Annotated in this window: 25 protein-coding genes; all 25 read left to right on the top strand. The window is 34.9% G+C overall.

What is annotated here, in order from left to right:
* Window positions 1-952 (top strand): glycosyltransferase family 4 protein (locus tag LD39_RS13285; RefSeq protein ID WP_035547664.1); only part of this gene is annotated, 952 nt, incomplete at its 5' end.
* A complete protein-coding gene (locus LD39_RS13280) occupies window positions 937-2,061 on the top strand; it encodes a glycosyltransferase family 1 protein (protein ID WP_035547661.1) in 1,125 nt (374 codons plus the stop codon). The genes LD39_RS13285 and LD39_RS13280, both read left to right, overlap by 16 nt.
* Window positions 2,058-2,954 carry a glycosyltransferase family 2 protein gene (locus LD39_RS13275; protein WP_035547658.1) on the top strand — a complete coding sequence of 299 codons (897 nt, stop codon included), beginning with the start codon at window positions 2,058-2,060 and terminating at the stop codon, window positions 2,952-2,954. Before LD39_RS13280 ends, LD39_RS13275 begins: the two co-directional genes overlap by 4 nt.
* A 26-nt stretch (window positions 2,955-2,980) precedes the next feature.
* Entirely contained in the window at window positions 2,981-4,051 is a 1,071-nt protein-coding gene (locus tag LD39_RS13270) for an EpsG family protein (protein WP_035547655.1), read from the top strand.
* 39 nt (window positions 4,052-4,090) lie between these two features.
* Window positions 4,091-5,164: a UDP-glucose 4-epimerase GalE gene (galE, locus tag LD39_RS13265; protein WP_035547651.1), complete on the top strand. Its 1,074-nt coding sequence runs from the start codon at window positions 4,091-4,093 to the stop codon at window positions 5,162-5,164.
* A 22-nt stretch (window positions 5,165-5,186) separates the two neighbouring features.
* Complete coding sequence (locus LD39_RS13260; RefSeq protein ID WP_035547648.1) at window positions 5,187-5,777, top strand: sugar transferase; 591 nt, start codon at window positions 5,187-5,189, stop codon at window positions 5,775-5,777.
* 12 nt (window positions 5,778-5,789) lie between these two features.
* Window positions 5,790-6,605, top strand: a complete 816-nt coding sequence (locus LD39_RS13255; protein WP_052158866.1) for a formyltransferase family protein — start codon at window positions 5,790-5,792, stop codon at window positions 6,603-6,605.
* 26 nt (window positions 6,606-6,631) lie between these two features.
* Window positions 6,632-7,135 (top strand): WbuC family cupin fold metalloprotein, encoded by a 504-nt coding sequence (locus LD39_RS13250; RefSeq protein ID WP_035547646.1) that lies wholly within the window; start codon window positions 6,632-6,634, stop codon window positions 7,133-7,135.
* Entirely contained in the window at window positions 7,086-8,255 is a 1,170-nt protein-coding gene (locus LD39_RS13245; protein WP_035547644.1) for an aminotransferase class I/II-fold pyridoxal phosphate-dependent enzyme, read from the top strand. The genes LD39_RS13250 and LD39_RS13245 overlap by 50 nt, the downstream gene beginning before the upstream one ends.
* A gap of 24 nt (window positions 8,256-8,279) precedes the next feature.
* Entirely contained in the window at window positions 8,280-8,627 is a 348-nt protein-coding gene (locus LD39_RS13240) for a helix-turn-helix domain-containing protein (RefSeq protein ID WP_035547642.1), read from the top strand.
* Window positions 8,584-9,393 carry a glycosyltransferase family 32 protein gene (locus LD39_RS13235; protein ID WP_081988447.1) on the top strand — a complete coding sequence of 270 codons (810 nt, stop codon included), beginning with the start codon at window positions 8,584-8,586 and terminating at the stop codon, window positions 9,391-9,393. Before LD39_RS13240 ends, LD39_RS13235 begins: the two co-directional genes overlap by 44 nt.
* Before the next feature lie 15 nt (window positions 9,394-9,408).
* Window positions 9,409-10,038, top strand: coding sequence for an acyltransferase (locus tag LD39_RS13230; protein WP_231572580.1), 630 nt, complete (start codon window positions 9,409-9,411; stop codon window positions 10,036-10,038).
* Window positions 10,035-11,276, top strand: a complete 1,242-nt coding sequence (locus LD39_RS13225) for a glycosyltransferase (RefSeq protein ID WP_052158865.1) — start codon at window positions 10,035-10,037, stop codon at window positions 11,274-11,276. Before LD39_RS13230 ends, LD39_RS13225 begins: the two co-directional genes overlap by 4 nt.
* Complete coding sequence (locus LD39_RS13220) at window positions 11,273-12,307, top strand: glycosyltransferase (RefSeq protein WP_035547635.1); 1,035 nt, start codon at window positions 11,273-11,275, stop codon at window positions 12,305-12,307. The genes LD39_RS13225 and LD39_RS13220 overlap by 4 nt, the downstream gene beginning before the upstream one ends.
* Before the next feature lie 17 nt (window positions 12,308-12,324).
* The gene (locus tag LD39_RS13215) at window positions 12,325-13,491 is read left to right on the top strand and encodes a polysaccharide pyruvyl transferase family protein (protein ID WP_035547632.1); all 1,167 of its coding nucleotides are present in this window, start codon (window positions 12,325-12,327) and stop codon (window positions 13,489-13,491) included.
* 9 nt (window positions 13,492-13,500) lie between these two features.
* Window positions 13,501-14,694: a glycosyltransferase gene (locus tag LD39_RS13210; RefSeq protein ID WP_035547629.1), complete on the top strand. Its 1,194-nt coding sequence runs from the start codon at window positions 13,501-13,503 to the stop codon at window positions 14,692-14,694.
* A gap of 9 nt (window positions 14,695-14,703) precedes the next feature.
* Window positions 14,704-15,900, top strand: coding sequence for a glycosyltransferase (locus LD39_RS13205; RefSeq protein ID WP_035547626.1), 1,197 nt, complete (start codon window positions 14,704-14,706; stop codon window positions 15,898-15,900).
* A gap of 99 nt (window positions 15,901-15,999) precedes the next feature.
* Window positions 16,000-17,136 carry a glycoside hydrolase family 88 protein gene (locus LD39_RS13200; protein WP_231572579.1) on the top strand — a complete coding sequence of 379 codons (1,137 nt, stop codon included), beginning with the start codon at window positions 16,000-16,002 and terminating at the stop codon, window positions 17,134-17,136.
* Window positions 17,137-17,424: 288 nt separating this feature from the next.
* Complete coding sequence (locus LD39_RS13190) at window positions 17,425-18,966, top strand: lipopolysaccharide biosynthesis protein (RefSeq protein WP_035547617.1); 1,542 nt, start codon at window positions 17,425-17,427, stop codon at window positions 18,964-18,966.
* A gap of 214 nt (window positions 18,967-19,180) precedes the next feature.
* Window positions 19,181-21,115, top strand: coding sequence for a lasso peptide isopeptide bond-forming cyclase (locus tag LD39_RS13185; RefSeq protein ID WP_035547613.1), 1,935 nt, complete (start codon window positions 19,181-19,183; stop codon window positions 21,113-21,115).
* A 15-nt stretch (window positions 21,116-21,130) separates the two neighbouring features.
* Window positions 21,131-21,262: a paeninodin family lasso peptide gene (locus LD39_RS22690; protein ID WP_156112642.1), complete on the top strand. Its 132-nt coding sequence runs from the start codon at window positions 21,131-21,133 to the stop codon at window positions 21,260-21,262.
* A 131-nt stretch (window positions 21,263-21,393) separates the two neighbouring features.
* Window positions 21,394-22,326: an aldolase gene (locus tag LD39_RS13180; protein ID WP_035547610.1), complete on the top strand. Its 933-nt coding sequence runs from the start codon at window positions 21,394-21,396 to the stop codon at window positions 22,324-22,326.
* On the top strand, window positions 22,323-22,622 hold the full coding sequence (locus LD39_RS13175; RefSeq protein WP_035547607.1) for a lasso peptide biosynthesis PqqD family chaperone: 300 nt from the start codon (window positions 22,323-22,325) through the stop codon (window positions 22,620-22,622). Before LD39_RS13180 ends, LD39_RS13175 begins: the two co-directional genes overlap by 4 nt.
* 25 nt (window positions 22,623-22,647) lie before the next feature.
* Window positions 22,648-23,103 carry a lasso peptide biosynthesis B2 protein gene (locus LD39_RS13170; protein ID WP_035547604.1) on the top strand — a complete coding sequence of 152 codons (456 nt, stop codon included), beginning with the start codon at window positions 22,648-22,650 and terminating at the stop codon, window positions 23,101-23,103.
* On the top strand, window positions 23,100-23,722 hold a 623-nt coding region (locus LD39_RS13165; RefSeq protein ID WP_035547601.1), incomplete at its 3' end, for a nucleotidyltransferase family protein. The genes LD39_RS13170 and LD39_RS13165, both read left to right, overlap by 4 nt.

Genomic DNA, 23,722 nt, shown 5'->3' with positions numbered 1-23,722 from the left:
CCAAGATCTTCATGCTCTTATAAACGAAAACCAATATAAAATCGTTCATTGCCATACGCCTATGGGAGGGGTTCTAGCGCGGTTAGCTGCTCGAAGCGCTAGAAAAAATGGAACAAAGGTGATTTATACTGCTCACGGATTCCATTTTTGTAAAGGTGCCCCTATAGCAAACTGGCTTATATACTATCCAATCGAAAAATCTTTAGCTTCCTTTACAGATTGCTTAATCACCATTAACCAAGAAGATTTCCATTTGGCTACCCAACGATTTAAAACAAGGTACATTGAACTTGTGAATGGAGTGGGTGTCAATACGGATGAATTCAAGCCAATTAGTGAAAATGAAAAAATAGTGTTGAGAAAGTCATTGGGGTATCGTCCTGATGACTTTTTATTATTTTATGCAGCTGAATTTAATAAAAATAAAAACCAGCAGTTTCTCCTTCAATCACTCGTATTGCTAAAGGATGACATTCCTCATGCACGCTTGTTGCTTGCTGGAGAGGGAAGCACTCTTGAACTTTGTAAAGACCTAGCTAGAAAACTTGAAATTGAGCATATGGTAGATTTTTTAGGTTATCGAGATGATGTTAAAGAAATTGTTTCCATGTGTGATATGGTGGCGGCTTCCAGTTTACGGGAAGGCTTACCGGTAAATATCATGGAAGCTATGGCCTGTGGATTGCCGATCGTGGCTATCGATAATCGCGGACATAGAGAATTAGTAGAAAATAATGTGAACGGCTGGGTATTTAAAAACCATGAAGCTTTAGAGTTCTCGGAAAAAGTTAAACATATGGCTGGTTTAATTGATGTTAGACAAGAACTCGGCATCAATGGAAGGAACATGATTATTAGAAAGTATAGTACCAATAAAGTCATTAAACAAAACAGTCAAATCTATCAGTCTTTTATGAGAGAAGGTGAGCTCGAGCAATGGGCGGTCCATTAAGAGTATTGCATGTAGTCGTTAACATGAACAGAGGTGGAGCAGAGACACTCATTATGAATTTATATCGCAACATAGACCGGACGAAGGTCCAATTCGATTTCCTCACCTGTAAAGAAGGGGTGTTTGATGAGGAAATAAAGCAATTGGGTGGAAAGATCCACCGGATTCCTTATATATCCGAAGTAGGACATAAGCAGTATATAAAAGGTTTGGATTCTTTCTTTCAGCAACACTCCCATTATAAAATTGTTCATTCCCATATGGACAAAATGAGTGGCTTCGTTCTCCGGGCAGCGAAACGGCAGGGGCTTCCGGTTCGTATTGCTCATAGTCATTCTACTAATAGTGAGGGCGGAATTGCTTCTAAAGTGTATAAATGGTATGCAGGAACTTATATTAATTCATCGGCAACACATTTAAATGCCTGTTCAAAATCAGCAGCTAAGTGGCTATTTCAAAAGGACAGTAGTAAAGCCATTATCATTAGAAATGGTATCGATAGTGAAAAGTTTTCATTCAATCCACTTATAAGAAATCAGATAAGAAGATCACTGAAAATTTGTGATAATACAATTGTCCTTGGCCATGTAGGACGGTTTTCTCCACCAAAGAATCATATGTTTTTATTAGAAATGTTTGCAGAATATGCAAAAATAAATACAAATTCTGCACTATTATTAATAGGAGATGGTCAACTACGCCATAAAATCGAGAGAAAAATAGAGGAATTAAATTTAGAAGGTAGAGTCAAATTACTAGGTGTAAGGGAAGATATTCATTCATTACTTCAGGGGATTGACATTTTTATATTTCCATCCTTATATGAAGGTTTACCTGTTACTTTAGTTGAAGCACAGTGCGCAGGGTTACCTTGTTTAATCTCAACCAATATTTCAAATGAAGTAGATATAAACATTGGCTTAATAAAGAATTTACCTAATAGGATAGAAGATAAAGGGGTGTGGGTGCAGTGCATAATGAAACAATCAGTAAAGCCTGATAAAAGGTTAATAAAAAAAGACATTTTAGATAGAAAAGGATTTGAAATTAAAGAAATTGCGAGAAATACCCAACAATATTATTTGGGTTTAGGGGGGATTGCAAGTTGAAGTTATTAACCATATTCACCCCGACCTATAATCGTGCATATTGCCTGCAACAGTGTTATGACAGTCTAAAACGACAAACGAATAAAGATTTTATATGGTTAATCATGGACGATGGTTCGACTGATAATACGAAAAAAATAGTCGATGAGTGGAAGAAAGAGGATTGTCTACAAATTCAATACCACTTCCAAAAAAATCAAGGAATGCACGGCGCGCATAATACAGCTTATAAGCTGATTAAAACAGAACTGAATGTGTGTATCGACTCTGATGATTATATGCCTGACGATGCAGTAGAAACCATCATTAATTATTGGAAGCAATATGGCAATGGCAATGAATCGGTAGGTGGCATCATTGGGCTTGACTCTTTCACCGACCGTAAAATAATCGGTTCGAAGTTGCCAACAAATCTAAAAACTTCGACATTATTCAATCTATACCTTAAACATGGGGTGACTGGGGATAAGAAGTTGGTGTATCGTTCCGAACTCACAAAAAAATATCCCTACCCTGTCTTTGAAGGAGAAAAATATGTCGGACTTGCTTATAAATATTATAAGCTCGACCAGGAGTATGAAATGCTCCTACTAAACAAAGTGCTTTGCTGTGTGGAGTACTTGCCTGATGGTTCTTCTAAAAACATGTTAAAGCAATATCGGAAAAATCCTCAAGGGTTCTCATTTTATCGCAAAGAACTGATGAAACTGTCGATTGCTAGTTTGTCTTTTAAGTACAAGCAAGCAATTCACTATGTTTCAAGTAGTGTAATGATGAGAAATTGGAAGTTCATCAGAGAGTCTCCTAATAAAGGGCTAACCATTCTAGCTTTACCATTGGGCCTTTTATTATTTACTTATGTAACTAGTAAAACAAGGGATGTTATGTATTAATATATTTCCTTTGAAAGGAAATGGTTATGACACAGTTATGGATGAATCTTGCTTTAGTATTCAGTTTAGCTTATTTTGCGAGGCTGGTAGGAGTCAAAATTCAAACGAATACGATGGTGATCAGTAGACCAAATTCATTTTTTGTATTTGGAGCGTTAGCATCACTCGTACTTGTATCAGGGTTGCGAGCAAATATCGGAGACACTTACTTTTATAAACATGCCTATGAAATTAATACATTCACATGGGAATTTGTTCAATCTCATAAAGATATAGGCTTTGCTTTTTTGCAAATGATATTAAAAAATGTTTCTGATGACCCTCAAGTGTTAATTTTTACGACAGCATTAATTACCAATACATTGATCGTAATCGTGCTATACAAATATTCAAGACTGTTGGAGTTAAGTTTGTATGTTTATATCACAGGTGGTTTGTTTTTAGTATCTATGAATGGTATAAGGCAGGTACTCGCAGCGGGAATAGCATTTACAGCATTGAAATATATTATGAATGGTAATTGGAAAAGATATACGGTAATTATCCTTATTGCATCATTGTTTCATCTAAGTGCTTTAATTTTGTTACCTATTTATTTTCTTGTTCAATTCAAGGCATGGTCAAAAGCTACCGTTGCACTTCTAATATTTGCAGTTGTTATCGTTGTAGGGTTTGATCAGTTTTCTTCGCTATTATTCTCGGCAATTGAGGATACTCAATATGGATACTATGAAAACTTTGATGAGGGTGGAGCTAGTATATTACGAGTTGCCGTATTTGGTGCGCCAATTATGATTGCCTACATCGGAAAAGATAAATTGAGGGAGATATTTCCACAAAGTGACTATATTGTAAACCTTTCTTTAATTGGCCTTGTTTTTATGATTGTATCGACTCAAAATTGGATTTTTGCTAGGTTCTCGATTTATTTCAGCTTATATCAGTTGATACTAGTCTCATGGGTAGTGAAATTATTCCGACCAAGAGATGAGAAAATGATCTACTTCGCAATTATCATCTGTTATTTCGCTTATTATTATTTCGAAAATGTCGTAAGTTTAAATATCGAATACCGAAGTGATTTTTTGATTTGGTAATTACTGGTTTCTAATGATTAAGAAAGTGGGGGTGTAGACATGGCTGTTTTAATAACAGGAGGGGCTGGATACATAGGCACTCACACCTGTGTAGAATTATTAAATGATGGTTATGAAATCATTGTTGTCGATAACTTTTCTAATAGTCAGCCAGAATCTCTAAGAAGGGTAAAGGAACTTACAGGTCGAGAATTCAAAACCTATGCGATTGATTTATTGGATGCCCAATCACTTGAAAGAGTGTTTACTGAAAACCTAATCTCATCAGTAGTTCATTTTGCTGGATTAAAAGCGGTTGGAGAATCTGTAGCTGACCCGCTCTGGTATTACAGGAATAATGTCATAGGAACGATCATATTGTGTGAGGTAATGAAAAAGTTTCAAGTGAAAAATATCGTATTTAGTTCATCAGCGACCGTATATGGTCAACCCGATCAAGTTCCAATTCGTGAAAATGCTTTATTAAAAACAACTAATCCATACGGAAGAACGAAGCACATGATTGAGGAGATTCTGAGAGATCTCTATATTTCCGATTCTTCATGGAGTGTAGCACTCTTAAGATACTTCAATCCGATCGGTGCTCATAAGAGTGGGATGATTGGAGAATCACCGAAAGGAATTCCAAATAATCTCCTCCCTTATATCTCACAAGTTGCGGTAGGAAGTTTGGATGAACTGAGAGTATTTGGAAACGATTATGAGACTAAAGATGGAACAGGAGTCAGAGACTATATCCATGTTGTGGATTTAGCGATTGGGCACGTTCGAGCTTTAGAAAAAATAGAATCATCAGACGGAGTACACACCTATAATTTAGGAACTGGAAAAGGATACAGTGTACTAGAAATGGTTGACACTTTTGAAGAAACTTCTGGGAAATCTATTCCTTACACTATTCTTGGAAGACGCCCTGGTGATATACCAATCTGTTTTGCGGAAACTACAAAAGCAAATGTAGAACTGGGGTGGAGAGCTGAACGAGGAATAGATGAAATGTGTGAAGATACTTGGCGCTGGCAATCCCTCAATCCAAATGGATATGAACAATCGAATACAGAAAGTGAAACTTCGGTGCCGAGTAAAGCAGCGGATTTTTTTGTTACTAAATAATGAGGAAGGGGTTAAAAATAATATGAAAAGATTATTAGATTTAGTTATTTCTATCCCATTATTACTAGTGTTCACTCCTTTGATGGTTTTAATATGCCTCCTTATACACTTTCAGATGGGATCGCCCGTATTTTTTAAACAGAAGCGTCCCGGATTGAATGGGAAGCCCTTTTACCTCTATAAATTCCGTACCATGAGTCATGCAACAGATGCTCAAGGAATGTTGCTTTCAGATGAAGAGCGGTTAACTGCATTCGGAGTAATTCTTAGAAAGTATTCTTTGGATGAACTGCCTCAATTGATCAATGTCGTTAAAGGACAGATGAGTATAGTAGGGCCAAGACCTTTATTAATGGAGTACTTAGAGCTTTACACAACTGAACAAGCGAAACGCCATAATGTTAAACCAGGGATCACTGGCTGGGCTCAAGTAAATGGAAGGAACGATGTTACTTGGGAATACAAGTTTAAATGCGATATTTGGTATATAGAGAATCATAATTTTTTGCTAGACTTAAAAATTATTTATATGACCATTTTTGAAGTTTCCAAAGCTCAAGGTATAAATATGGAAGGACAATCTACTACCGAATACTTTAATGGCAAAAATTAAGGGGGCATAGAGATGTCAACTAACAATAAGTTAAGAGTGATTCTGTTAGGTAAGAAATCATGGTCTGCTAAAGCTCTAAAATATTTAAATGATAACGGACATGATGTTGTGGCTGTAGTTGGACGAAATCCTAATGAAGAGTTAGATGCTAAGAAAGGTTCTTTAATAGAGCTAGCGAAAGAGTATGGCATATTAACCCCTAACCCAGAAGATTTATATGACTGGATTCAAAAACCTGATAATAGTCCTATAAATTTAAATAATATAGATCTAGTTATATCTTATTTATTTTGGAAAAAAATCAAGCCGCCTCTATTATCACTACCAAAAATTGGTGCAATCAATTTTCATCCTGCCCCTTTGCCAGATTACAAAGGACTAGGAGGATATAACGCTGCAATTCTTGATCAACGTAAAGACTATGGGGTTACGGCACATTTCATGAATGAAAAAATTGATGAAGGTACCATTATAAATAAGAAAATGTTTAATATAGATAAAGAAAATGAAACAGCGTTCTCATTAGAGTTAAAAAGTCAGGTAGTCATGTTTAAGTTATTTAAAGAAGTAATAGATAATGCTACTAACCCAGACTATTTGTTGAAAAAAACTAACACCGACACAAATAATCAGGGCATTTACATTAATAAAAAAATGTTTGAGGAAATGAAAATTATTCATCATACAGATTCAAAAGAAGAAATAGATCGCAAAATCAGAGCTTTTTGGTTCCCTCCATATGAAGGAGCAAAATTAAAAATAGGAAATGAATTTTATACATTACTTAATAATAATGTGCTCTCTGATGTGGCAAAAGTACTTCATTAAATATCTCATATATTTAGGAGAATACCATGTATATATGTAATGAAACAATAGACAAATTGGTACAAGAATCGAGAAAAAATACTAGAAAAAGAAGCCATCTACTTCTGCACGAGACCTCAGAGGATAAAATTCAATCAATGTTATTCGGCTTACAACCACTTACAAAAATTAGAGCACATAGACATTCTAATGAAACGGAGACGATTTGTTCCATTAAAGGTCAAATAGCCATATTTTTTTTCAATGACTCAGGAGAAGTAATAGATAGACGGTTGTTAAACCAAAAAAATATAATTTATAAATTCAACCCTAAGGTTTGGCACTCATACGTTTGCCTTGAGGAGGATACTGTGGGTTGGGAAATAAAGGAAGGTCCATATTTACCAGGAAAAGTTCAATTTGCTCAATGGTGTCCTGAAGAGAATGATTCAAATTTCATCTTTTTTCAACAACAGTTGATTGATTTATTGGAGGTGTCTAATGAAGAATTCAAGGATCTATCTTTCTCCACCTCACATGACGGGGAATGAACAAATGTATATTAATGAAGCGTTTGAGTCCAACTGGATTGCACCGCTTGGTAAGAATGTAGACATGTTTGAAAAAGAAATAGCAGAGTATGTAGGAGCTAAAGGAGCGGTCGCTGTCAGTTCAGGTACAGCAGCCATCCATTTAGCTCTTTCTTTATTAGATGTAAAACGAGGTGACCATGTATTCTGTTCCACCTTCACCTTTGTAGCTAGTGCGAATCCAATTTTATATAAGGGGGCCGAACCAATATTTATTGACTCGGAACCCGAGACGTGGAATATGTCTCCACAAGCTTTAGAAAGAGCACTCTACGATGCTTATAAGGAAAGAAAATTACCTAAAGCAGTCATTATGGCCAATATATACGGGCAATCAGGAAAAATGAAGGAATTGATGGCGCTTTGTGACCACTATCAGGTTCCGATCATTGAAGACGCCGCCGAATCACTTGGTTCAACTTATCATGAAAAACACAGTGGGACCTTCGGTGAGTTTGGAGTCTATTCGTTCAATGGAAATAAAATCATAACCACTTCCGGCGGAGGCATGCTCGTATCCAATGATTTAAAAAAACTGGAAAAAGCCCGCTTCCTAGCTACTCAAGCCAGAGATCCGGCTGTTTATTATCAGCACCATGAAGTGGGATATAACTATCGAATGAGTAATATTCTTGCTGGTGTTGGGAGAGCGCAATTAAAAGTGATCGAGGATCGTGTCACGGCGAAAAGAGAAGTGTTTGAGCGGTATAACTACTTATTATCTGATGTAGCAGGCATAGACTTTATGGCTGAACTCCCCCAAACGAGATCAAACCGGTGGCTGACTGTCTTTACTATGAATCCACTGGAAATAGCGACAGAGCCTATTGAGGTTCTGAAAGCTATGGCTGAACAAAATATCGAAGCTCGGCCGGTATGGAAGCCACTCCATATGCAGCCATTATATTTAAACACACCTTACTATTCTCATTTGGAAAATGAAGATGTATCCAAACAATTGTTCGAAACTGGTATCTGTCTTCCATCTGGATCAAACTTGTTAGAAATCGAACAGGTAAGAGTTGTCAATTGTTTAAAAGAATCGGTAAAAGGAGCGAAGCGAAAAGAAGGTATCTTCTAATAAATAAAATTGAGGTATCCATAAATGATAGGAACTAACATTCATTATATTCGAAAGCGAAGAGGTTTATCCTTATCTGATTTGGCGGAACGAGCAGGTATATCAAAATCTTATTTGAGCAATATTGAACGAAACTTAAATCAAAATCCATCTGTTCATCTCATGGATAATATTGCTAAAGTGTTAAGGGTAGATCTATTAGTCTTGATAAACAAAGAACTTCCTAAAAATACTCCACAACCACTTGAAGATGAGTGGATCACATTTATTAACGATTTAAAGCAATCTGGTATAGAAAAAGAGCAACTACAAGAATATAAGAAATTAATTGCATTTATCCAATGGGAAAACACAACCGGTAAAGAAAACTAAATATCTAAAAAAATATAGAGGTGAGAATTTGGATCAAGAGAGAGCAATACCAAAAATTATTCACTACTGTTGGTTTGGAGGAAAAGAAAAACCTAAAATCGTTAAACATTGCTTAAAAAGCTGGGATAAGTATTTGAGCGACTATGAACTAAAAGAATGGAACGAGCAAAATTTTGATATATATAGTAACAAATATGTAAAAGAAGCGTACGATGCTGGGAAATTTGCATTTGTCAGTGACTACGTTCGATTATTTGTTCTTTTCTATGAAGGTGGCATTTATTTAGATACTGATGTAGAAGTATTTAAGCCTTTTGATGACTTATTATTTAATGAATCTTTTTGGGGTTTTGAGCAAGAAAATTATATTGCTACTAGTACCATTGGAGCTAGAAAACACCATTCGTTTATTAAACGATTTTTGGATACTTACGAAGAAAAAAATTTCATCAATGAGAGCGGTGCTTTCAATCTTGTAACTAACGTTGCAGCAGTGACTGATTTGCTGAAAGGAAAAGGATTAATATTAAATGGTGAATATCAATATATAGAGGGTGTTGGCGGATTTTATCCTCAGACTTACTTTTCTCCATTTGATTATATTAACTATAGGAGACTGAATGATGAGACAACTTACGCAATGCATTATTTTCATAAAAGTTGGATGCCAGTGAATGTGAAAATAAAAACCGGCATAAAAAGAACGTTGAGCAGTGTAATAGGTGGAAGTAATATTTATAAGCTTAGAAGGTTAATGAATAAGTAATAAGGGGTTATGAAGATGAAGCTAATAAGAAAACTTATTACTACCTTGGCTAGTGAAAGAAAAAACAGAGGATTCTACTTTACTTTTGTTATGAATACCGTGCATTGTATTGGAATATTTAGAGGGGTTTTCTTCAAGGTTCTGTATTTAAACCAAATCGAATGCTCGATCTTTTCCTTGCAATCGAACAGTAGTATTGAAATCTTTAATCGTTCTTCAAAAGTAACTATAGGCAAGTTCGTATTTATAAGGAAGAATGCTAGTTTACGCGTTGATTATAAGGGACATTTAAAGTTGGGAGACCATGTATTCATTAATGATAATTGCAATATTAATTGTGTGAATAAGGTAACTATAGGCAGTTATTCAAAAATCGCCTCTGGGGTTTCCATTAATGATCATGATCACAATTACAAACAATCCAATGGTGATCACTTATTAAAGGGCGAAGTCCATATCGGTAAAAATGTTTGGATAGGCTCTAACGTTACAATCCTTCGAAACACCACTATAGGTGATAATTCAGTTATAGCAGCTGGGAGTGTAGTGAAAGGGAATATCCCTGATAATACAGTTTTTGTTATTAAGCGTGAGAACAAACACATACCGATTGAAGAGAAGCGAAAGGTGCAGGAAATCTCATGAAAAAAAAGATATTGATAACCGTGTACAATATGGAGATTGGCGGTATTGAACGGAGTTTAATTAATATGTTAAAGTCTTTTGATTATACGCGATATGAAGTTGACCTTCTAATATTTGAACATAAAGGGGAATTCATGAGATTGATTCCAAGTCAAGTAAATGTCCTTCCTCAATTGGATGCCTATTCTTTCTTTAGGAATTCTTTGAAACTATGCCTTTTAAACAAGCAATTCATAATTTTTTTCATTAGAATCTGTAGTAAAATTCAAGCTCTTATAAAATCTATAAGACTTAAATTAGAGGAAGGACCAGGATATATCCAAATGCAGCTTACTATGAAGTACGCTGCGCTTTTTTTACCTAAAATTAAGGGCAATTACGATGTGGCAATAAGTTACGCATGGCCACATGATTTAGTAGCTGAAAAAGTAAATGCTGATCTAAAAATAGCTTGGATTCATACGGATTACAGCAAGTTAGAAATCGATCACCCATTAGATCTGAAGGTGTGGAAGAAATTTAGTAGGATTATATCCATATCAGAAGATGTCACGAATTCCTTTTTATCCAGCTACCCGTCCCTGCACTCACGAATTCATTTGATAGAAAACATATCGTCTGCAGATATTGTCAATCAGATTGCTGAGGAATCGATAGTAGATAATGACTTCAATAAACAAAACTTTACTATTTTGTCAGTAGGAAGGTTGTCATATGTTAAGGGATATGATCTTGCTGTAAAAGCTTTAAGAGTATTACACGATAAAGGATATACCAATATTCAATGGAATATTGTTGGATATGGAGGCTATAAGGAAGAGCTTCAAGATTTAATAAAAGAAAATCAGTTAGAATCCAGTTTTAAATTGTTAGGAAAAAAAGAGAACCCATATCCATATATAAAAGCATGTGACTTATACGTCCAGCCATCAAGATACGAAGGAAAAGCAGTGACTGTAACTGAAGCAATGATATTAAAGAGACCGATAATAATAACGAATTATCCAACTGCGAAAAGTCAAATCCAAGATAAAGTCAATGGTTTAATATGTGAAATAGATGCAGTCAAAATTGCTCAAACTATTGAAATCCTGTATAAAGATGAAACTTTAAGGCGAAGCTTTTCCTTCAATATTGATGTAGCATCTTTAAACAATATGGGGGAACTGGAAAAATTATATGAACTAATTGATAGTAATAAAGAGAACCAAACCTACAGTAAGAGGAAGACTATATGATCACAAAAGAAAGAGGTTTGAAACCTAAAGTCTCTGTGATTGTACCTGTCTTTAATGCTCAAGATCATATAAGAGATTGTATAAAGTCACTCTTGGACCAAACCCTGTATGATTGTGAATTTCTATTTATTAATGATGGCTCTAGAGATCACAGCAGGCAAATTATAGAGGAATATAAGAATAAGGAGCGAAGAATAAAGCTTATAAATCAGGAAAACAAAGGAGTGAGTTCAGCTAGAAATAACGGACTAAGTTCAGCTTCAGGTGATTATATTGGGTTCGTTGATGCTGACGACTTTGTTGATAAGGAGATGTTTAGCACTCTCTATCAGTCCGCAAAGACGTCGAACGTGGATCTTATACTTTCTAACTTAAAAGGAGAAAATCAACAAGAAACACAGGATTATCCGTTTCCCTTCAATCGCGATATCGATAGTGGCTACTTGTTTTCCTATCTATTAGAGAATGAAAACTGTAATACGGTGTGTAATAAATTATATAAAAGTAGAGTAATTAAAGAAAATGAGATTAGATTCCCAGAACATCTAGCGTTAGGGGAAGACGGAATTTTTAATTTGTTATATGTGAGTAAGGCCAGTGCGTTTCGATATATTAATTATTTAGGTTATTTTTACAGGGAAGTAATTGGAAGTGCAACGAGAAACATCAAGAACATTGATTATTTTGAAGGATCTCTACAAATCTATAACTTAACCTTGCCAATGAACTGTTTAAAACAATCAGATGTTGATGAAGTAAATTTACTACGTTCGAAGAAATTAATCAAAAATGTGATTTCCTATACTTATCTTTATTTTTCTTCATCAGAAGAACTTACACTACTGAATAGATTTATCTATATACGGAGAATGATTTCACACGAAGATGTAAGAAAGGCATTAGCAAATGTGTATCAAATTTTGTCTAGAGACTTAGGTAGGTATGAGAAATACTTGCTAGAAATGATTAAGTTGAAATCTACGATAGGAGTTTTTATCCTAACATCTTATAGCAGACTTCGAAATCAGTAACAGTTGGAGGTAAACGAATGAAGTACTTAATGTTTTTCCATGGAGGAAGTAAAAATAGAGGTTGCGAAGCTATTGTACGAACAACGAATAATATTATCAAAGAAACGATCGAGGATGCTGAGGTTTATTTGGTATCTAAAGACCCTGAGACAGACAAGGTCATTGATAATCTTGATGATATCTATGATGGGTCAAATTGCTCGATTAACAAATTTTCGTATGATTGGTTTGTTTCTTCTTTCAGAGTAAAAATGTTTAATGATGAAACGTTTGCCTTAAGGAAAATCCACCATAACATCATTAAGCAAATAAAGGACGTAGACGTGTGTTTATCGATTGGCGGGGATAATTATTGCTATGGAGAACAGCCAGGTATTTATGAGGTCGATAAAAGAATAAAAGCTGAGAGTAAGAAATTAGTTTTATGGGGCTGTTCTATAGGGGAAGAGGATCTTTCACCAGCCAAAATAGAAGACCTTAAGTTGTTTGATTTAATCGTTGCAAGAGAGTCGTTGACTTATAATCTATTGAAAAGTGCAGGACTCGATAAAGTAGAATTATGTGCTGATCCAGCTTTTACTTTAGATAAAGAGGAATTACCGCTTCCTGAAGGATGGAAGATAGGAAACACGATTGGATTTAATTTCAGTCCTCTCGTATGTAAAAAAAATAAAGAGTCGAAAGAAGCTGTCAAGGATTTATTGCAATTCATCATGGATACGACGGACAGTACTATAGCGTTAACTCCTCATGTAATCTCTGAAGGGAATAACGATCATGAAATATTATCAGAGATTTGTACCCACTTTAGGAATACGGAAAGAGTTATTCTTTTGCCGGATCACCTAACAGCCGCGCAGTATAAAGGGTATATATCAAGGATGCGAATGTTTATAGGGGCAAGGACGCACGCAACGATTGCAGCATATTCTAGCTGCGTTCCAACCATGGTACTAGGATATAGTATTAAATCTAAAGGGATCTCGGAAGATATTTTTGGAGACCAAAAACTAGTGTTAAATATCAATGATCTTTCGGACTCTCAAAAATTAATGGATACATTTAGGGTTCTCCTTAATGAAGAAGCAGAATTGAAGTGGCAGTTGGAGCAACGTATACCAGGGATTAAAAGAATGTCTTACAAAGCTGCTGAACATCTTAAAAATATGACTGCTTTAGTGTAGGTGATGTTAATGAAAAAGAAGTTATTATTTGCTATACCTAGCTTGTCAGCAGGTGGTGGTGAGAAAAGTTTAGTCACCCTGTTATCACAAATCGATTATGAAAAATATGAAGTCGATTTATTTTTATTTAATCATGAAGGTATATTTATGGATTTACTCCCCAATGAAGTGAACGTTCTTCCTTTACCAGAATCGTATAAAGTATTTTCATTTCCTTTATTGAGGGCTGTATCAGGATTATTTCTTCGACGTCAACTGCAACTCATTAACCAGCGATTTTTATATGCTTGTAAATATAGAGGTGCTAGCAATGTAGCTATTAGAGAACAATCAAATTGGAAATATCTTTCTAACTCTTTTGAGAATCTAAATAAAGCCTATGATGTAGCGATTGGATTTCTAGAAAAGTCTTCGACATATTTTATCGTTGATAAGGTTATGGCCAAGAAGAAAATCGGATGGGTGCATATTGATTACGATCACTTAGGGATGGACCCTGACTTTGACATTCATTATTTTAAGAAACTGGACCATATTGTAACTGTTTCGGAAGAGTGTGGTGAGATTTTAAAAAGGCGATTTCCTTCTGAAAACCATAAAGTAGAAGTAATTTATAATATTGTTTCTCCCTTACTAATTAATAAAATGGCTAACTTAGTAAAAGAAGACGTCTATCAAAAAAATAAAGATGAAATCCACATATTATCTATTGGAAGACTTCATCCTCAAAAAGGGTATGAGATTGCTATTGATGCTTGTAAGAAGCTAGTCGATTCAGGAATAAATATTAAATGGCATATTATCGGGGATGGGGAAGAGCGAGGAAGACTGACTCATTTGATAAAAGAAAATCGAATAGAAGACCATTTTAAATTACTAGGTTTAAAGTCCAATCCTTATCCATATATCAAACAAGCGGATATATACGCTCAGACCTCCAAGTTTGAAGGGAAATCAATAGCCATTGATGAAGCAAAAATTTTGCAAAAACCAATTTTAATTACGAATTACAGCACTGCAAAAGACCAAATTCAAGACAATGTAGAGGGGCTAATTGTGAATATGACTCCTCAAGCAGTCATGCAAGGCATTTTAAAACTTATTGAGGATCATCAATTAAGAAGTCAGTTTGAAATGAACTTATCTCAAAAGAAACTAGGAACAGAGAGTGAAATTAATAAATTATATCAAATATGTAACTAGGTGATAGAAATGAAGAAAAAAATACTATTTGTTATGCATTCTTTGCATTGTGGAGGAGCAGAAAAATCTCTAATCTCCCTATTGGAAAGTATTAATTATACGCATTATGAGGTAGATTTATTACTATTCAAAAAAGAAGGCATTTTTTTAAGTAAAGTCCCAGAAGAAGTTAACCTGCTTGATGAACCTGTTAACTATAAATTATTTGACATGCCTATTAAAAAAGCCGTTTTCCATTGCTTAAAGGAAGGTAAGTTGACTACTGCGATAAACAGAGTACAAGCAGGATATATTTTTAAGTACGAAGCCAATCGTGCTAAATGTGATCAGAAAGTATGGAAATATGTTTCGAAATCCATCAAAGGACTAGAGACTTATTATGATATGGCTGTTGGTTACCTGGAGAAGGCTCCAATCTATTTTATCAATGAAAAAGTAACTGCTAAAAAGAAGATTGGTTGGGTACACACGAATTATTCAAATTCGGGAATGGATAGCACTATCGATTACCCTCATTATGAAAGTCTTGACTATATTGTAACTGTATCTGGGCTGTGCAAAGAGTCATTAATTGAAAACTTTAAAAAACTATCAGAAAAAATTACTGTTATCCATAATATACTTTCTCCTTCTATCATTAATAAAATGTCATTAATCAAAAATGTTGAGACCGAAATGGATGATGAAGCAATAAAGATTGTTACTGTAGCAAGGCTTTGTCATGTGAAAGGAATTGATATAGCCATTCGTGCATGCAGGTTGCTTATAGAAAATGGATATAACATTGAATGGTATGTACTAGGTACTGGATCGAAAGATGAAATTGAAGAATATGAAAAACTTATTCAAAAAGAAAATCTTCAAAAATCATTTATATTACTCGGAGTAAAGGACAATCCGTACCCCTATATTAGAAAAACGGATATCTATGTACAACCTTCACGCTATGAGGGAAAGTCTATAGCTATTGAAGAAGCAAAGATTTTAAATAAACCTGTTATCATCACTAATTTCAGCACTTCTAAGGATCAAATTGAAGATGAATATAATGGTCTGATCGTAGAAATAGATCCTCATTCAGTCTTTCACGGAATAGTAAGGATGATTGAAGAAGATCACTTTAGAGATCGCTTAATCACCAATGTGCAATCTGAGCAATTAGGGAATGAACATGAAATTAAAAAATTCTATGCATTATTTAATTAAAAGAGCTTAAGGTATGCATTTCCTGCCATAGGTTCTTTTTCGTTTATGAAGAGAGGGAAGAAAATGGTTCAACTTGTTAGTTTTTTGGTGTTAGCGTTGATGAGTATAGTTGTAATTATCGATCTTGTCCCTAAGTTCAAAGAGTGGATTAAGCGAATACACATTGGTAGATACACAGATAAGAAGAAATGGAATGAGGAAATATCAAAAAAAGGAGCGCTATGGTTAGTAAAGACACCTAAAATTAAGGTTACAGACAACACTAGACTGATTTTATTAGACATGGTTAAAGGGAATTACTCTAAAAATAATATTCAGTATTGGCAAGAAGCCTCTTTATTACTAGGCATGACAGAGTATATCAACAATAATAAAGCACCAGATGCTGTTAAGAACGTATTTGGTTTACTGAAACGGAAATTCGATCAACATGGGGATTGGCGAGAGAAACCTGAGACCGTTGATGCTGCCATATTAGCCTATGCCCTTATGAAGGTGAATTTTATCAATATTGATAATTATAAGAAAGCACTTGATGAGATATGGGAATTAATTAAAGGTCACATAGGAGACGACGGTACAGTTCAATATCGAAGATCGATGAAGAACTATCGATATGTAGACACAATTGGTTTCATATGCCCATTCTTGGTCTGTTATGGATTGAGATATAAAAATAATAAGTGTATAGATTTGGCAGTACGGCAAATTAAAATGTACGAAAAGTATGGAATGTTGAATGATTTCCAAATCCCTTATCATGCTTATCATACAAAAAATAAACTACCTCTAGGGATAAATGGATGGGGGAGAGGACTAGGGTGGTATGCAATCGGACTTATCGATACTTGGAATGAACTACCTAATGGCACTGCGTATAAGGAAGAAATGGAAAAAAGTGTACGGGAGTTCGCACGGGTCATTTTAACTTATCAACAACAAAATGGAAGCTGGACATGGACGATTATTCGTGATGAATCTAATCCTGATTCGTCAGCGACCGCAACCCTGGCATGGTTTTTATTAAACGCATCAAAAATTAAAGATATCTCTACACAATGCAAAAAAGGACTAAATATGTCTTTAGATTATCTTATGAAGGTTACAAGGAAAAACGGAGAAGTTGACTTTTCACAAGGGGATACGAAAGACATAGGTGTTTATTCCGGTTTATTTACGATTCTCCCTTTTACTCAGGGATTCTGTATAAGAACGGTAAATAAGGATGTGTTTTAATATGATAAGAATAAGTATTAACGTTGTAAATTATATGCTTAGGAAGGGTCTACTTACCTTTAAAAATAGACCAAGAGATGCATGGCTATATACAAAACAGCAAACGCAAACTAAGCACTATAAATCTAATTTGAGAGGAAGGCTTGGCAATTACCATTTATATTATATCTTTGTAAAATCTGATATTAATCTAAAACAATCACCTAAGTTCTTAGAAGTTAAACCTGCGACACTAAGTACAGCTGTTTTTATATTTGAAAGTAAAAATTTATTACTGTCAAGATTAAAATGAGAATTAAACATTCACTTCTTAATATAGGCGTAGGTTTAGGAAATCAGGTTATCATTACAGCCTTAAGCTTTATTTCCAGAACGGTATTTGTCACGTACTTAGGAGTAGAGTACTTAGGGTTAAATGGGTTATTTACAAGTATATTGGCGATGCTTGCTTTGGCGGAAGCAGGTATTGGCTCTAGTATTATGTATAGCTTGTATAAACCCGTAGCTGATGATGATCGTGACAAAATTTCCGTACTTATGAAGCTTTATAAAAATGCCTACTTAGTCATTGCAGTAGTTGTACTTTTGTTAGGTTTGTCCTTAATGCCTTTTCTCAAGTATTTTATCGGTAATACGCAAATTGAACATGTGAATTTTATTTACCTAATATTTCTGCTAAATACTGTAGCCCCATACTTATACATGCATAAAAATTCTTTCTTAAATGTGTGTCAGAAAGGCTATATTGTAACAGGATTTTATTCTGTTTCATCCATAATTTCAACATCTTTAAAAATTGCTATTTTATATTACACTCAAAATTTTATTTTGTATTTATTAGTTGAGAGTTTTATAACCATCACTTCAAGTGTTGTTTTAGCACTAATTGTCAATAACAAGTATCCATTTCTAAAGGAAAAGGTTAGAGCTAAATTGGATCCTGAGACGAAAGCAGGGATCGTCAAAAATGTAAAAGCTATTGTATTACAAAATATTGGCGCATATCTCGTATTAGGAACGGATAATATCATTATATCTTCTTTTGTAGGGATTGCAGCAGTTGGGATTTACTCGAATTATAAAATGCTGATCGACATTAGCAGGACGTTTATTAATCAAATATTTAATAATATCTATCACAGCGTAGGCAACTTAGTAGCCAATGAAAATATGGAAAAAATCTATAGTATTTATAAGGTGTACAGGCTCGTGAACTTTTGGCTTTACGCTTCTATAACGATCACGATGTACATTATGTTAGGTCCTTTTATAAAAGTCTGGCTAGGTGATGGTTACTTAATGGATGGAGCAACGGTACTATTATTAATGCTAATCTTTTATGAAAAAGGTATGAGAAATGCAATTACAACAGTGAAGACCACATCAGGAATTTTTCACTCAGATCGTTTCGCACCTCTGGTTCAGGCGGCAATCAATTTAGGGTTATCTATTACTTTAGTACGTTATATAGGGATAACCGGTGTGTTCGTGGGAACATTAATCAGTTCAGTGTTCGTTCCTTTTTGGACGACGCCCTACCTCGTATATAAGAAAGTTTTCAAATTACCATTGGTTCATTATTTTGGGATGTACTTTCTTTACTTGGTAATAGGTGTAGGGACTTACTTTATAACAGATTATAGTTCAAGTTTTATAGATGGTGACAATTTTGGATTATTAATTTTGAAAGGGATTATTTGTTTCCTAATCCCTAATGTTATCTTTGTGCTAGTATTTATGTCTACAACAGAGTACAAATATATAATGAATGTGCTCAAGGCACTCTACAGTAAATTCTTTTTTAAGCTAGTTGCTAATAAACAAAATTGATAGTAATGGATAGATGGTTGGTTATAGGTTTCGGAACAATTGCTAAAATTCTTGTTTTTTGTAGAAATTAGCTTGCAACTAATACGAAAATGTAGTAAGTTCTTTATATAGAACAAACGTGATTGATAACACAAATAAATTTCTATTACTAAATTTATTTTTTTATTTAAAAGTTCTCTATTAAGAATATATTCATTTAATTGGAGAGATAATCATGAGTGCGATTGCTGGAATTTATAACAAAAATCAACAGCAAATTCCTACAGAATTTGGGCAGGCGTTAATGAATTCACTTTCCAAGTTCCCAGCTGATGATATACGAACTTTAGAGAAAGAGAATGTATTTTTAGGATGTCATGCCCAGTGGATCACTCCAGAACATGTTGGAGAAACATTACCATATTACGATCATGATCGAAAATTAGCTATTACAGCAGATGCAGTTATTGATAACCGTAATGAACTGTTCGAAATGCTACAAATTAACAAATTTCTTAGAGAAGGCATGTCAGATAGTGAATTGATTTTATATTCTTACCATAAATGGGGTGAAAATTGTCCAAAGTATTTAATAGGTGATTTTGCTTTTATGATTTGTGATGAGCTGCAGAAGAAGTTATTCGGAGCTAGAGACTTTTCTGGCAGCCGAACACTCTATTATAATCAGAATCAATCTCAATTTTCTTTCTGTACTATAATAGAACCCTTGCTATCTCTCCCTGGTACTAAAAAAGTCCTGAATGAAGAGTGGTTAGCTGAATTTTTGGCTATCTCAAGTGTAATCGAGACAGTAGATACCTTTACTACACCTTATAAAGGTATTAAACAATTACCTCCCTCACATTCTATTACAGTCGTAAATAATGAAGTTTCACTCAAGAGATATTGTATATTACAGGGTGAAAAATTAAAGTTAAAAACCAATGAAGAGTATGAAGAAGCATTTAATGAAGTATTTCATAGAGCAGTGGAGGATCGGTTACGTACACATAAAAAGGTAGGTTCACACCTTAGCGGAGGGCTTGATTCTGGGGCGGTAGTTAGCTTTGCTGTAAATTCTTTACGTGATAAAAATAAAACACTCCATACATTTAGTTATGTACCTCCAAAAGATTTTTATGATTTCACTCCTAAATATAGAGTAGCTGATGAAACATCCTTTATAAAATCTACTGTGAGCTATGTAGGAGGGATAAAAGATCATTACTTGGATTTCAAAAGTAAAAGTCCATTAGATGAAGTGGATACATTTCTAGAGATTCTTGAAACACCATATAAATTTTTTGAAAACTCCATTTGGTTAAAAGGGATATTTGAGAAGGCACAAGAAAAGAATATCGGAATTCTTTTGAACGGTGGAAGAGGGAACATGACTATTTCTTGGGGACCAGCTTTGGAATACTATGGTGTACTTTTAAAAAGATTGCAATGGGTCAAACTTTTAAAGGAATTAAGGCTCTATAGTAATAATCTACAAGTCAATAAATCTCGGTCTTTATCTTATGTTATTAGATTAGCTTTTCCGCAAATAAATAAAGTTTCACCAAAAGTCGATAAATACCATTCATTAACACTAATAAATAGTGAATTTGCTCAAAGAACTGATGTATTTAACAATATTAAATCTCATGGAATTGATGAGAATAAAGCAACTTTACCTAATATATTTGAACAAAAGAAAAGTCATTTTGAGGAATTATTTCATTGGAATGCAACAAATACAATGGGAACAAAATTATCATTGCGTCACTCTATTTGGAAGCGTGACCCAACTAATGATTTACGTGTAATTCGATTTTGTTTATCTGTTCCAGAAAGTCAATTTGTTCAAAAAGGTTTAGACAGAGCTTTAATACGTAGATCTTTAAAGGGAAAGCTCCCAGAAGATATTCGTCTCAATCAGTTGTATCGAGGTGTACAGGGAGTTGATTGGGTTCACCGCATGACACCAGCGTGGAATATGTTTGTAGATGAGCTTGAAGAACTTAAGAACGATAATCATATTTTTGAGTATTTAAATGAGAAAGTTGTAAATTCTGCCATTGAAAAAGTTAAAGATGGTCCAAAACCGGAATATGCACTTGATCCTTACTTTAGGATTGCAATTCGTAGTTTAATAGTCTATAGATTTCTAAAAAAATTTAATTGAAAGGGGGTGAACTTATTGAAAAAAGATTGGAAAGCACCTACTTTGGAAGTTCTTTCTGTTGATATGACAATGGCTGCCGGTTACGAAGGTTACCATGATGAAGCTTATAATGGAGAGCCTGCTTATGGTCCACACCACGAGTCATGAATTATTCTAAATTATTTTACATCCCCTCATACAGAAGTATGAGGGAAACCCATTTCACTTACGTCTTTTTCAATTTTAACTGTTTTTCTTATCTAGAATTAACTTCTTGACTTTGTCTGGTAGGTGACAATATGACAACTAAAAAAGATTATTCTTATAATGCCTTTGGTTTAAATATATCTAGTGAAACCAGTCTTTTAGAGCTCATCCCTAGTACGAAATCTAACTTAATGCCTGATCTAAAAATTAGAAAAAAGAATCTTGATCCAGAATGGTCCTATTCTACAATCTCAAATGATCAAGTATTTGTAAAAAAAAATATGCTCATGTTCAAGGTTAGTGGAGTAGCCACTTATCTTATTGAGAACGGTGGATATATATACTTTCATCCAACTGAAAAAACAAATTTTGATCAGGTGCGTATATATATATTGGGCACCTGCATGGGAGCCATCCTTCTCCAAAGAAAAATCCTCCCCCTCCACGGAAGTGCCATAGCCATTGATGGCAAAGCCTACGCCATCGTCGGAGATTCAGGGGCAGGGAAATCAACACTAGCTTCAGCCTTTTTGGATAAAGGATATCAATTATTAAGTGACGATGTCATCCCGGTCTCGTTTTCAGAAGAAGGGATTCCGATAGTTACTCCAGCGTACCCTCAACAAAAGCTGTGGCAAGAGAGTATGGACCAGTTTGGAATAGAGTCTTGCAACTATCAACCTATTTTCAATCGAGAGACAAAATTCAAGGTCCCAGTTGCCGAAAAGTTTTGTGATGAATCGCTGGCACTAGCAGGGATTATTGAGCTGAAAAAATCTGAAGGAAATCAAATTAAGTTTGAACCGATTGAAAATTTACACAGATTAAGTACGTTGTACAAGCATACGTACCGTAACTTTATTATTCCTAGAGCTGGGTTAACGGAGTGGCATTTTCAGACGTCTGCGAAAATCATCAGTAAGATTGAGATGCATAAGCTTCAACGTCCAATTTCTACATTCACAGCTCATAAACTGACCGATGTTATTTTATCTACAATACGTAAGGAGGAAGAAGTAATATGAGCCAGACGCTAGTATCAACGCAATGGGTCAGCCAAAAAGAAGGCAACATTGTAAGTGATATGAATGGAGAAAGGGTAATGCTGAGTATTGAAAATGGAAAATACTATAATCTCGGTGAGCTCGGAGGAGAGATTTGGGACTTAATTGAAGAGCCAATTCCTATCAATCAAGTAATTGAGAGACTACTATACCAGTATGAAGTGGAAAGAAATGTGTGTGAAGTTCAGGTTCAGAATTTCTTAAACCAGCTTTATAATGAAAACTTAATAGCAATTGAAGAAAAGACTTCAAGTTAACAATTGTAAGGAAGGAATTTATGGTATGAAAAAGCTAAGAACTTTTTTGTCTATGGATACACAAATGAAGAAATTGTTGCTGGAGTCTTTTTTTTATCTGGCTTGGGCTAGAATTCAGAAACAGGGATCTTTTTCTAAGTTGTCTCCCACCCTAGGAGTACATATGGAAGAGACCGCCTTTAATAAAGATCTGCTTCATAAAGAGTTGCTCTCTCAAATATCGAGCGCCTTGTATTTAACTAGCCGCTATACATTTTGGGAAAGTCAGTGTCTCGTCAAGGCGCTGGCCGCGATGAAAATGCTTGAGAAGCGTCAGATTGAAAGTACGTTGTATTTAGGAACTGCTAGGGATAACAATGGCGAAATGGTCGCACATGCTTGGTTGCGTAGTGGAACGTTTTACGTAACAGGGTCTGAAGGGATGGATCGCTATACAGTAGTAGGGAAGTTCGCAAAAACGGTTGGAGGAGGGAAGGCATGACTCTCGATCTGTCTAATGTACCTAAGGAATTGAAACTGATCATGGAATTGTTGAAAGCTGAAACGAAAGTAGATATCCAAAGCATCCAATCAAAGTGGTTTAAAGATGTTAATTGGAAGCTATTTATCAAACAATCCCTGCACCACCGTGTCTTTCCTATTCTCCATTCCAAAGTAGAGGCTGTAAAAGATGGGCTGATCCCCTCTTTTGTCATCGAGCGTCTTTCTTTTGAATATAAGCGAAATACTTTTCAAATGCTTCAGTTAAGTGGTGAAATGGAGCGGGTCAGTCGTTTGTTTTCTCAACATGAGGTCAGAACAATATTCTTGAAGGGACCTATGCTCGCACATGAGCTGTACGGTGATCTATCGCTAAGGACATCGGGAGATTTGGATGTTCTGATTCCTATAAATAAACTGACTCAAGCAGAGGATCTTTTGGAAAGGCAAGGCTATGAAAAAGACGATTATATTCAAACGGTTTTAAATGACTGGAAATGGAGACACCATCATGTCACTTATGTTCATCCGAAGAAAAAAATAAAAATTGAACTGCATTGGAGATTAAATCCCGGTCCAAGTAAGGAGCCGGATTTTGAGAGCCTCTGGAACCGTAAAAC

This window comes from Halobacillus sp. BBL2006, assembly GCF_000786645.1.
Lineage (GTDB): Bacteria > Bacillota > Bacilli > Bacillales > Halobacillaceae > Halobacillus.
The sequence above is the reverse complement of the archived record's forward strand: the minus strand, read 5'-3'. Positions and strand labels throughout refer to the sequence as shown.